The 12,651-nt window shown below is 57.0% G+C and carries 9 protein-coding genes; all 9 read right to left on the reverse strand.

Annotation, left to right across the window (positions count from 1 at the left end; genetic code table 11):
- Nucleotide 1 precedes the first annotated feature (1 nt).
- Nucleotides 2-1,330: a replication-associated recombination protein A gene (locus R5H29_RS20705; RefSeq protein WP_180855143.1), complete on the reverse strand. Its 1,329-nt coding sequence runs from the start codon at nt 1,328-1,330 to the stop codon at nt 2-4.
- Between the two features lie 54 nt (nt 1,331-1,384).
- A complete protein-coding gene (locus R5H29_RS20710; RefSeq protein WP_180855145.1) occupies nt 1,385-2,689 on the reverse strand; it encodes an NAD(P)/FAD-dependent oxidoreductase in 1,305 nt (434 codons plus the stop codon).
- A gap of 15 nt (nt 2,690-2,704) precedes the next feature.
- On the reverse strand, nt 2,705-3,535 hold the full coding sequence (gene fghA / locus R5H29_RS20715) for an S-formylglutathione hydrolase (RefSeq protein ID WP_180855147.1): 831 nt from the start codon (nt 3,533-3,535) through the stop codon (nt 2,705-2,707).
- A gap of 68 nt (nt 3,536-3,603) precedes the next feature.
- The gene (locus R5H29_RS20720; RefSeq protein ID WP_180855149.1) at nt 3,604-4,932 is read right to left on the reverse strand and encodes a DUF3422 family protein; all 1,329 of its coding nucleotides are present in this window, start codon (nt 4,930-4,932) and stop codon (nt 3,604-3,606) included.
- 504 nt (nt 4,933-5,436) lie between these two features.
- Entirely contained in the window at nt 5,437-5,712 is a 276-nt protein-coding gene (frmR, locus tag R5H29_RS20725; protein WP_017354484.1) for a formaldehyde-responsive transcriptional repressor FrmR, read from the reverse strand.
- A 212-nt stretch (nt 5,713-5,924) separates the two neighbouring features.
- On the reverse strand, nt 5,925-7,904 hold the full coding sequence (gene uvrB / locus R5H29_RS20730) for an excinuclease ABC subunit UvrB (protein WP_332329748.1): 1,980 nt from the start codon (nt 7,902-7,904) through the stop codon (nt 5,925-5,927).
- Nucleotides 7,905-8,137: 233 nt separating this feature from the next.
- Complete coding sequence (locus tag R5H29_RS20735; protein ID WP_258014416.1) at nt 8,138-9,061, reverse strand: bestrophin family protein; 924 nt, start codon at nt 9,059-9,061, stop codon at nt 8,138-8,140.
- A 120-nt stretch (nt 9,062-9,181) separates the two neighbouring features.
- Nucleotides 9,182-11,203 (reverse strand): cache domain-containing protein, encoded by a 2,022-nt coding sequence (locus R5H29_RS20740; RefSeq protein WP_180855153.1) that lies wholly within the window; start codon nt 11,201-11,203, stop codon nt 9,182-9,184.
- A 9-nt stretch (nt 11,204-11,212) separates the two neighbouring features.
- The gene (locus R5H29_RS20745; protein WP_099596072.1) at nt 11,213-12,610 is read right to left on the reverse strand and encodes a sigma-54 dependent transcriptional regulator; all 1,398 of its coding nucleotides are present in this window, start codon (nt 12,608-12,610) and stop codon (nt 11,213-11,215) included.
- Nucleotides 12,611-12,651: the final 41 nt, after the last annotated feature.

Below are 12,651 nucleotides of genomic sequence, written 5' to 3' on the forward strand. Positions count from 1 at the left end.
ATCACTGGCCGGAAGAGGGTTCGGCTTCGGTTTGCGATGCCTCTTCATCCAAGGCTCGCTGCCATGCCTGTCTCTCAGCCAAGGCGCGCTCAGCTCCCCGATCAGTGGGCCGATACCAGTTCGGCCTCTCCACACCCTCCGGCAGGTACGTCTGTCCAGCTGCGTAGCCGTCTGGCTCATGATGCGCGTAGCGATATGCTTGTCGATACCCCATCTGCCTCATAAGCTTCGCTGGAGCATTCCGAAGATGCATGGGAACTGGCAATGATCCGTGCTCCTTGACGAAGGCCCTTGCTAGATCCCAAGCGGCATAGGACGCATTCGACTTGGGGGAGAGCGCCAGATAGGTCGCAGCCTGGGCCAAGACAATTTCACCTTCAGGAGAGCCAAGTCGCTCATACGCCTGCGCAGCATGGATGGCCAAGTGCAGAGCGCCCGGATCAGCATTTCCGATATCTTCGCTTGCCATAACAATCATTCGACGTGTGACCTGGCTCACGTCCCCGCCCCCATCCAGAATGCGCGCTAGCCAGTAGAGGGAGGCGTCGGGGTCAGAGCCACGCAGTGATTTGTGAAACGCGGAGAGCTGCCAATAGAACTCGTCCCCGCCCTTATCGAATCGGCGCAGTGACGGGCTAGTGGAGCGCTTGGCAAACTCAAGATCCACCTCTTCCACCCGCTTCTCAGAGGCCGCAGTTGAGACCTGCTCGAGAAGGTTCAGGAATCTGCGGCCATCACCATCAGCGAAGCCCTTCAGCAGCTGCAATGCGGGATCGGAGAGGTCAACGCCTCGCAAGTGAGGTCTGGCGCGTTCGTAGAGCTTCTCAAGATCTGCGTCAGAGAGAGGCTCAAGTGTGTACACCTGCGCGCGCGAAAGCAGCGCCGAGTTAACGGCCAGTCCTGGATGCTCTGTTGTGCCACCCACCAGTGTGAGTAGCCCTGACTCAACGTGAGGTAGCAGCGCATCCTGCTGGGCCTTGTTGAACCGGTGAATTTCGTCGACGAAAAGTACCGTGGAGCGACCGCGTACGTCGAGTTCGGCCCGCGCATCATCAATGGCCTGCCTGATGTCCTTTACCCCGGCAAGTACGGCGGAGATCGCAATGAAGTGACTGTCAGTCACCATCGCTGCGAGGCGCCCCAGGGTGGTCTTACCGACGCCCGGGGGGCCCCACATGATGAAGGAGTGCAGACTTCTTGCTTCAAAGGCAAGACGCAAAGGCTTCCCTGGCCCCAGCAGGTGCTGCTGCCCAACGAACTCGTCGAGAGACTTCGGTCGTAGCAGTTCGGCCAGTGGTGCCCTTGGTTTCGCTGTGAATAGATCTGCCAAGGTGTTCTCCTTCGGGAAGTCAGTTGCGAGTATGCATTCGGAGCTTCTTGGCCCCTATTTCAGCTTCCCATCCAATGAGCCGCTTGTGGCATTGCCTGCTTTATCACGGAGGATGATGCGAGCTCCTCTGTATCCAACGCTGTGATTCCATACCCAGCTCATTGCGACGCTCAGGCGATTTCGCACTCCGATAAGGAAGTAGATGTGAGCGAGCTTCCAGATCCACCATGCGATTCCTCCGCTCAGCTTTAGCTTCCCCATATCGATTACTGCAAGGCTGCGTCCAATCGTGGCGAGGTTGCCTTGGTGCCGGTACTTGAACGCAGCGGTCCTCCGCGCCCCTGTTATCAGCCCTTCAATCTGGCCCGCGACGTACTTGCCTTGTTGCTTGGCCGCAGGCGCGATTCCAGGAACGGTCTTTCCGTCCGCAGTGGCTGATGAAGCAGTGTCCCCAATCACGAAGATGTTGGGGGAACCAGGCACCGTTAGATCAGGGCCGACGATTGCGCGCCCCGCCCGATCTGATTCGGTGTCGAGCCAACGTGCGGCTGGAGACGCCTGAACTCCGGCTGCCCAGACGATTGTGGATGCCGCCAGCTTCTTGCCATTGAGCATCACCCCATCAGAGGCGCACTCTGTGACAGGTGCCCCCAACAAAACTGATACCCCAAGCTTCTCGAGGGCGCGCCTCGTGTACTCGGAGAGCTTTTCAGGAAAGACGGGAAGCAGCCGCGGACCCGCCTCAATGAGAAATACCCGGGTTTTGCTGGGATCAACTGACCGAAAGTCATCCTGCAGCGTGCCTCGCGCCAGCTCCGCGATGGTTCCGGCAAGCTCGACACCTGTAGGCCCACCACCAATGATCACAAAGGTTTGAAGGGCTTCTCGAACCTCGGGATCATTGCAGAGCTCCGCTTGTTCGAACGCGCTCAGGATCCTGCCTCGAATGGTTGTTGCATCCTCCAGGCTCTTCAGGCCTGGAGCGTACTTCGACCATTCGTCATGCCCAAAGTAGGCATGTGTCGCTCCCGTAGCGAGCACAAGGGTGTCGTAAGGGTATCGAGTGCCGTCCTGAAGGATCACTTGGCGGGCAGCTTTATCCACACCCTCGACCTCCGCCATGAGGGTCCTCACCTCGGGGCGGTCACGGAACAGATAGCGGATCGGCCATGCAATCTCCGACGGTGACAGTGACGCACCAGCTACCTGGTAGAGCAGCGGCTGGAACAAGTGATAGTTCCGCCGGTCAATGATTGTTACATCGACATCCACTCCTTCAAGGTGCGTGGCGGCCTCCAGTCCGCCGAAGCCCGCCCCAACGATCACAACTTGATGACGATTTCTGGAGGTCTTGATCACGGCAGCACTCCTTGGTTAGGTGTTCAGCGCCGATGCGTGGTGCTTGAGATGATCGGCAATGAAGCTGGAGATGAAGTAGTAGCTATGGTCGTAACCATCGCGAAGGTTCAGCGAGAGCGGATGATTCACTTTGGCGCATGCATCTTGAAGCAGTTCGGGGCGGAGCTGATTCTGCAAGAAATCATCGCTGAGCCCTTGATCCACCAGCAGGGGCAGGCGCTCCTTTGCATCTGCGATCAGCTCCACGGCGTCATACTGCCGCCACTGCTCCTGATCTCCCCCCAGGTAGGCCGAAAACGCCTTCTGGCCCCAAGGAACCTGAGTAGGTGCCACGATCGGAGAGAAGGCGGATACGCTGCGATAGCGACCTGGGTTTCGCAAAGCGATGACCAAGGCACCGTGGCCGCCCATTGAGTGGCCGCTAATTGAGCGAGCCTGGCTAACAGGGAAGTTCTTCTCAACGAGAGCAGGCAGCTCACTTACAACGTAGTCATACATGCGGTAGTGGTCAGACCACGGTGCCTCGGTGGCATTAACGTAGAACCCTGCGCCTTGGCCGAGATCGTAAGCCGGATCATCCGCGACGGACTCTCCGCGCGGACTTGTATCCGGAGCAACGATGGCAATGCCATGCTCAGCAGCGAGCTGCTGCACTGCAGACTTGGTGATGAAGTTCTGCTCTGTGCACGTCAGGCCCGAGAGCCAGTAGAGAACAGGTACCGGGCCGCTGGACGCCTGCGGAGGGAGATAGACTCCAACCTTCATGGTGCAGCCAAGGCTGGATGATTCATGCTGGTAGACGTCTTGCCATCCACCGAAGCTTGCGTGACGCTCAATGCGTTCCATTGTTCTTTCCTCAGAATTGAATTTGATAGGCCATCTATCGCGAATCGAATGTGGCCTTAAGCCAGGCTTTAGGCCTTGTCTTCGATAGCCGAGTCACCGTGTGCATGCCTGATCCTTCGGACAATCCACCAAATCAGCAGCAATACAGCGGGAACCAAGATCGCAGTGACGGTTGCTGCGATGTCATGCGTCCCAGGCAAACCCTTGAGCAGGTATGCGAGAAGACTTACGACGTAGTACGAGATGGCGGCCACCGACAAACCTTCCACCGTCTGCTGCAGGCGCAGCTGAACCTTCGCCCGATCATTCATGGACGCCAGTAGATCGCGGTTCTGCCGCTCGAGCTCAACATCAATCCACGACCGAAGAAGCGAGATCGAGCGCGTCAACTTGTCTGAGAGCTTGCCCTGCCGCTCCTTCACGGACTGGCAAGTTCGCATGGCCGGTGCAATTCTTCGATACAAGAAGTCCGCCCAGGTGCTATAGCCGGCAACTTGATCCTCGGCCAACGCATCGAGTCGCTCTTCAACAATTTCGTAGTAAGCCCGACTTGCACCAAACCTATAGAGATTTGCCGCGGCGTCCGCCTCCAACTCTGCAGCCAGGCTGGTCAAATCCGAGAGGAGTACGTCACTGTCACGACGTCCACCGGAGGCCCTGCGCATCTCTTCAGTAATTGCAGCCAGACGCGCCTCCATGCGACGAAGATTCGACGTCATGGAGCGAGTCAGCGGTAGCGCTAGCAGGGCAAGCGTTCGGTATGTCTCGACCTCGAGCAGTCGTTGCGCCAGCGCTCCTGCCCGCGCCGGAGTCAGGTCACGATCAAGGATGAGCATGTGGGTTAGCCCTTCCTCGTCTTGCCGGAAGTCGGTCACAATGGCCGCGGCACCGTTCTCAACCAGCGAATAGCAGCGGCTGACGGGATCAAAGCAATCTATTTCCTTCTCCGCCTCCGCGGTCCAAGGCAAAAGCCTGACGCTAACAGCCGAGATCACGGGTCCTGGCGGCTTGAATCCCTGTCTAAACGGGTTGTCCCCACAAGGCTCACCTGTTTCTGAGCTCAGTGGTGCGCTCCAGAGGTAGGAAGAGAACTCAGTGTGCTTCTCGCAGTGCAGATCACCCTCATTCCACGTAAGCGCGTGATGAGGTGTGGTGTGATCCTCGACTGCAGCCCCCATACGACCTGACAGATCGTCAATCGCGGCACGATCTCGACTCATGTCCCCTTCTGTCATGAAGGAGAGCTGGAGAAGGCTTCGCGGAGACTGGGTGAGCAGGTGCGGTCGCGCATGGACTTCCTCAACGGCGGCGCGGCGGTCCGCGTGCGCCGGCATCCCATATACGTAGCCTTCCGCTGGCGTGCCTGCAGCTTGGCTCAGGCCGGATGGGTCATTCATACATAGCCTCAAGAATGGATGATCTTCTAAACACCGCTCACGGGAGGCCTATCACTTGCTTGTGCGATAGCTCAGCGAAAGGCCGCGTGGTGGAACCGGCTCTGGTGTAGGGCGGTAGTGGGAGCCACAACAAGCGGGGAGGACAGCACCGCATAGATCGCAGGCCCTTGCTCTCCCACCTTCCAAGCCAGGCGCGGACCGCATGGGGGCCGCAACGAGGCTGGAAGCTCACTTCAATGGGCCTGCCATGACTCAGTCAGATGCCGAAGTCAACGACGCCGGCCGAGAATGCCCGCTCCAAGAAATACAGACAGGCGCAACTCGACTGACATCATCCAGCATGCCCTGGAGCCTCCTGGAAAGGCCTCAACGTCCTAGTCGTGACGCCCTAACCCACGAAGGGGCTAGGAATGGCGGGTTCTACTTGAAAAAGAAGTAGTTCGGACACCCATAGATTGCCTCCTCTACTTAGTACTAGCGCCATCAAGCAATGCTGCGAACTGACTAACGGAGATAGGAGCGGACAATAGAGATGGTCTCGTCAATCGACTTCCTCTGAGAGTCGGTGTGCGTGTCGCTATGCGGGAACTCTTCACGCAGATAGCTCTCCAGAACCGTCGCCATCAAACCATTGACCGCCCCGCGCACAGCAGCAAGCTGCTGAAGTACTGCAGCACATTCCGCCCCGCTCTCCAGAGCCTGCTCCAATGCAGCCACCTGTCCGCTGATCCGACGTACACGGGTAAGGGCCTGCTTTTTCTCCCGAGGGCTGTGAGGCATTGCGCACCTGTACGTATCACATGAGGGAACGATACTATACTCCCCGATAGTATGCAAGCTAGCAATCTGGGAGGGTCTTTTGCTCCGTTGACTCAGTCTGCACCTGATTTCGAGCCGCCGCCAGAGGCCAGTGACAGGCCCCTCTCGCCCCACCCGCACACCAGAAAAGGCGGGCTCCTGCAGGAGCCACGCCCCACCACTCGAAAGAGTGGTTACATGTAGATGAATTGGCGGTATAGCTTGTCTAGCTCCAGCCTGACGAACTCGATCTCCTCCTCGTCCCCGGCATCAGAGAGCTCCAGAAGCTGTCGCTCCTTTGATGTAATTCGATCACAGAGATCTTTTAGGTTGGCGCAGAACTCCGCTGAATGGGCTTGCGACCGGTCAGGGCGAGCCTCTGTTGATCCCAACATTCCGCGAGACGTTGACGGGGTGATGCCGAACTCCTCATTGAACGCGATCTGATGCTGTCGCCTGTCATCAGTCTCAGAAATGGCCTGCCGCATCGCACTGGTGATCGTATCGGCATACATGATCGCCTTACCGCGCGAGTTTCTTGCGGCTCGTCCAATCATCTGAATGAGGGCCTGGCTCGACCGAAGGAAGCCCGCCTGGTCCGCATCAACGATAGCGACCAGAGAGGCCTCAGGAATATCGAGTCCCTCTCTCAGCAGACTGATGCCCACTAGCACATCGAACTCGCCAGCCCTCAGCCCATTGATGATCTCAACTCGATCCTCTGCCTTGATATCCGAGTGCATGTACTTCGCACGCACCCCTTGATCCTCGAGGAACTCGCACAGCTCCTCAGCAGACACCTTTGTCAGCGTGGTCACCAAGACCCTGTCGCCCTCTCGTACACAACGGGCGATCTCTGACAGAAGATCGCGCCTGTAGCCCTCCCTCGGCCTCACCTCTACCAGCGGATCGAGCAAGCCAGTGGGCCTGATGAGCTGGTCAATCAATCTTCCCTTGGATCTACCAATCTCATAGGCCCCAGGCGTAGCCGAAACGAAGATCGTCTGAGGCTTGATGGCTTCAAACTCAGAGAAGCTAAGCGGTCTGTTGTTCATCGCCGAAGGTAGACGGAACCCGTACTCGATTAGAGTCTCCTTCCTGCTCTGATCGCTCCTGAACATTGCCGCGATCTGAGGAACCATGACGTGCGACTCGTCAACAAATAGCAGGCCATCCTTCGGGAGGTAGTCCATGAGCGTCGTCGGCCTAGCTCCTGACGGCTTTGAGTTCAGGTAACTGGAGTAGTTCTCCATGCCAGAGCAATAGCCCAGCTCCCTCATCATCTCCACGTCGTTCGTGATCTTCTCGTAAAGCCTATTTGCCTCAACGATTCGACCAGATGCGTTGAGCTCCGCCACCCTGGCCTCCAGATCCTTGAGGATGGACTTCGTAGCCTCACTGATTTCTGTTTTGGGGCTTGCGAAAAGAGTCTTTGGAGAAACGAGGTAGCGCGTCTCATCGCCAAGCTTCTTCCCTGTAATCGCATCAATCCAGGTGAGCGACTGCACTCGCCCCTCATCCGTGAGCTCTACTCTAATTGCCTTGTACTCAGAGTCGGCGGGAAAAATATCGACCACATCGCCAGACACACGGAACGTGCCACGCTTCAGGGTCCGCTCAGTCCTGTCGTACTGAAGCGATGCAAGCCGACGCAGGAAGTCCCTCTGATCCAGCTCGATTCCAAGCGCAAGCTCAACCTGCAGATCCCGGTAGCTCTGTGGGTCCCCGAGTCCATAGATTGAGGACACCGAAGCGACAACAATCACGTCTCTACGCTCTATCAGAGACTTCGTAGTCGATAGTCGAAGCCTCTCAAGGTGATCATTGATGGCTGAGTCTTTCTGGATGTAACGATCGCTACCTGGGATATAGACCTCTGGCTGGAAGAAGTCGTAGTAGGAAACGAAATACTCCACGGCATTCTCGGGGAACAGCGCCTTCATCTCCCCGTAGAGCTGAGCAGTCAACGTCTTGTTTGGCGCAAGAATGAGCGTGGGTCGCTTCAGCCGATGGATCACATTGGCCATCGTGAAGGTCTTCCCTGACCCTGTAATTCCCTTCAAGGTCTGATGTGTTGCTCCCTCCTCGATGCCAGCAATTAGCCTGGCAATCGCTTCGGGTTGATCCCCGGCCGGCGTATGATCCGAATGCATTACGAACATATCTGTTGACATCACTTACGCTCCTACTGGCTCATTCTTGATCGTTAGAGGAACTATTCCCGTCTCACAGATTCCATCCCATATGTGCGAACGGAATCAAGGGGGCTGTACGAATGCTATCTTTGGGCGAGTTCCTTTCAGGTGAGCTTGGCAATCCATGCCTGACTAGCGCTAGAGCATGAGCTGGCACATCGTTACATGCCGGAGCGGCCTCAGAAGTGCACCCACCGCCCTCCGATCACGCCTCACCCCTCCCTACCTGGCTGCTGTACCGACTCGTGATCGACCGCAGTCAGAGCCAGCGTAGACATTAGCTCTGTCTCGATCGTCCTCTGCATTGAGTAGATCGGGAGCGCGTTCGGTGCGGCACTGAATGGCTCCTCCAGCTGACGGCCCAGCGCATCCAGACCAAAAAACGTGTACGCCACAATGAGTACCGGTAGAAAGGTCCACCACCCCAACGTTCCTGCCAGCGCAAAAGGAAGCGTTGTGCAGAATACGATCGCAGTCCGGTGAAGCAGCAGCGAATACGAGAATGGAATCGGAGTATTGAGTATCCTCTCGCACCCACCCTGGATACGAGCCAAGCTGGCAAGCTGCTTATCCAGCACCGAGTACTGAATCGAGTCGATCCTTCCCTCATGAGCCAGATGGGCAAGCTTCAAGCCAATGCCCTGGAGCACAGCGTCCGTCGGATTCGGGCCTTGTGATGCTTTGCCAATATCCCACCAAGGTGCGATCGCATGGGCTTCGTCGGCCCGGCGCAGTCGAGAATAGAGGCCAGCACTGAAGCCACACAGGCCTCGCAGGATCTGTGCTCGGCTGTTTGGATCGAGCAGGGTCGTCTGTCGGGCTATCGAACGACACGCTATGACCAGGTCGCCCCAAAGGTGCCTCGCCTCCCACCATCTGGAATAGCAAGCGTTGTTTCGAAAGCTCATGAATACGGAAAGTGCGATGCCAATGAGCGTGAACGGAACGGCACTGAAGCGAGCAAAGATTCCTGGATGCTCCGTTGATGCGAGCACCGCTCCTGCGGTCACAATGCTAATCAGTAGTAGATGCAATGCGATCCTGGGCAGGATGGTACCCCTGACAGCAAACGCAACGTCCCACAACGTCGGCTGCCTTCGCATTCTCGTTTCAACATCTGGGAGACGGTGTGTCATGCCAACCTCTGATTCATTGATCGACTGCTGGCGTCGATACGGCCAAGCAACAAATTCCTTTCACTTGAGTTCGAAATGCGAATGACATCACGCCGTTCGCATGACACTGCTACAGCAGGTCTAAAGCAGTTCATCGTCGGCAGCCTCGGGCATCCATAGTTCAATGACGGTCCCTGTCAGGCCGGTTCTCTCTACAGACAGGCTGCCACCGTGGCGGTTGGCAAGCATCTGACTGATGGAAAGACCCAGCCCGGTACCTTGACGATGTTTGGTCGTAAAGAATGGCTCAAAAATTCGGACCAGAATGTCCTGAGGAATGCCGCTTCCAGTATCTGATACTCGCAAAGCGACGCCAGGGTGACCATGAACGTCGTCAACGTCCAACGTCGCCAATCCCAGCGTTCCACCCTTCTGCATCACATAGATTGCATTGATCATGAGGTTCACAAGAATTTGCTGCAGCTCGCCCCGATTGCCCGCTACGAGCCGTGTGGACAGGAAGTTCTCCTCTATCTTCACGGGATGGCGCTTGATGAGGTGTTGAATCAGGGGCAGCGTCTCCAACATCAGCGTGGCAGGCTCTAGCAGCTCACTATGACCGGAGTACTCACTGGGCTTGGAGAACTGCAGCAACTTGGAAACAATGGCGCTGATACGCCCAATCTGATCCTCAATGAGGTCAATCTCTTCTCCAAACCGCTGACCCTCGGGCTCCCTGATCGAGTCACGCAGAAGCTCGAGGTTCCCCTGCATGACGGCAAGCGGATTGTTGATCTCGTGCGCTATTCCTGCTGCGATCTCGCCAATTGTTGCCAGCTTCTCAGTGACAATCAGGTGCTGGGTCGTCTCTTCCAACCGTCTATTGGCTAGTGCGAGACCAGCAGTTCGCTCCTCCACCCTGGAATTGAGCTCCTCGTTCCAGGCGACCAGCTGTCGTTCCTTCTCTTCCAGCTGACAGAGCAGTTGGTCCAAGTGCGAAGCGACACGTCCGATTTCATCATTGGATGCCCCTGCTCCGGAGCGAGCACTGCGGTCACCCGCCTTGACCCGTCCAATTGCCTGATCCATTCGCTCAAGTGGCTTGAACACGCCGCGAGCGATGTGCAGAAAAAGGGGTACGGTGATGACTGCAACAAGCAGGCAACCGAACACGATCGCTCCGATGGAATTTCGACGGGCCGTGGTGAATGGTTCCTCCAGAAAGCCCACGAAGAGCATACCAATGGGTACACCCCGGCCATTGAGAATGGGCATATAGCCGGCGATGTACCAATCATTGACTACGTAGGCTCTTGCCTGCCAGGTCTTTCCCTGGCCCAGCACGGCCTCGGCCACTTCAGAAGACACCCGGGTCCCCGACGCCGGGTTCCCTCCCGCCAACAACGCATTGGTGCTGATGCGGGTATCACCAAGGAAGATGGAGGCTATCCCTGTTGCGCCAGTACGCAGGGCCTTATCTCGGTAGACAAGATCAGTGATCTGCTTGATGAATTCGGTGTTGTGGTTCAGCAGAGTACCCGCAATCAAGACGCCGACCTGATTGTTTGGCAGTGCAACCGGCGTTGCAGCTTGAATCATTAGGCCCCGCTTCTCACTCTGGGCCGAATCGACAGGATTCCTTGCGTTATGCGGACGAATGACCTCGGCCCGTGCGGCGAGCTTTGGGGAGATCTCCATCAGATCGTCCCGGCTTACCACCCCCACCTCCACGCTGGACGCTCCCTTCAGGGCCTTTTCGATGACTGACCAGTCCAAGTCAAGCTCAGCTGGCGAGGCCGGCTCGCTACTAGCCAACAAGCGACCGTTTGAATCCAACAGTGCGATGAAGTCTAGTGAACCACCTTGGGCTTTCGACGCCAGTAGGCTGCCAAGCTCTGCATTCTTGTTGACCCCCTGGCTAATGACGCCATGGAAGCTCTGCGAATCAGCAATCGCAGCCAGCGTCGCGCGGTCGTTGACGAGCAGCTGGTTCATGTACTGTCCCGCAACTTTCAGGTCCCCGCCAACCTTCGAGGCGAGCAGTCGGTCGAAGCGCAAATCCCATTGGTAGATGAGTCCGCCGACGATAGCCGGCAGGATCACAAACATTGGAAGGATCGCGATTAGAAGCAGGCGGAAGCGAACTGAGCGCGCTCGGTTCATTGCAGATTCCTAGGCTGATACATTCCAACTGGAGCACTTACGATCAATCGTCTTTCGCGATATGCCCAAGATCGTGGCCGCTCTTTCGCGATCTCCGCCAGTCTCACGAAGCACTGCAAGGATGTGCCTGCGCTCGACCTCCGAGAGCAGCCGGCTTCGTGGGTCAGAGAGTGACTCCAACCGCTCAAGCTGAGTCGGAAAGTGTCCGAGTATCAGGCTACGCTCAACGTAGTTGTGAAGCTCGCGGACGTTCCCGGGCCACGAGTAGCTCTGAAGATATGCCCGGGTCCTTTCGTCGATCGGAATCGGTTGAAGGCCAAGCTGCAGCCCCAGCTCACGCATGAAGCCCGCCGCCAGCTCCAACACATCAGCGCCGCGGTCATGAAGGCGAGGAAGCGACACCTCGAGAACGTTGATGCGATAGTAGAGATCCGACCGGAATGTTCCATTCTTCACTTCCGCAACCAAATTCTTGTTGGTTGAGAAGATGAATCTGACATCGATCGGAATCTCCCGATCTGCGCCAACTGGTCGTATCCGTCTATCTTCAAGCATCCTTAGCAGCTTTCCTTGGAGAGCCAAGGGAAGATCAGCGACTTCGTCAAACAGCAATGTTCCGCCTTCTGCATAGGCGACCAGTCCTTGGCGAGACGAGTTCGCTCCACTGAACGTTCCTTTGAGACTCCCGAACAGTTCAACGTCAATCAACTCGCTGGGAACAGCTGCACAATTTATTGGAATGAAAGGATGAGATGCCCGAGCGGACAACGCGTGCAGCGATCTTGCGGCAACCTCCTTTCCAGAGCCGGATTCTCCAGTGAACAGCACGCTACTGGGCAGTGGTGCGACCTTCGCGATCAGATCCTTGGTGGCCTGAATCGCACGCGAGCTACCTGTGAGCCTGTCTCGAAGCGCAGCTGGTGCACCGGAGCCATGTAGCTCGTGACGGAGAATGGCATTCTCGCGCCGTAGGCGACCGCGTTCCAGGCAGCGCGATATAGCGGCCAGCAACTGATTGGTTCTGAAAGGCTTGAGAAGAAAATCAGCCGCTCCCGCGCGGATAGCGCCGATAGCGGAATCCAAGTCTGCGTACGCAGTAATCAGAATGAAGTCGGCCAAGACCCCTCCCCTGCGCTGGTCCTCCAGCCACGCGATGCCACTCTTCCCTGGCAACACGTTGTCCACAATCACGATGTCAAAGTGGCGCTCCGTCAGATGCTGCTCCGCTTCAATGGTGTCAGCTGCAGCTTCCACAGCTTTGCATCGCGGTCGCAAGGCGCGAACCAAGAAGCTACGCATGCCAGGTTCGTCGTCAACGATCAGTATCGATGAGCGCGCAAGGTCCGGCCAAGCAAGATCGCCGTTTGCGCGCTCTTCGGAAGATTGGTTGGCGCTCTTTGGCGTCATGTTTCCCTCAGTACAAGTGAAGCGTGGCTAGTTCCGTCGAT

This window comes from Stenotrophomonas sp. A3_2, assembly GCF_036624925.1.
Taxonomy (GTDB): domain Bacteria; phylum Pseudomonadota; class Gammaproteobacteria; order Xanthomonadales; family Xanthomonadaceae; genus Stenotrophomonas; species Stenotrophomonas hibiscicola.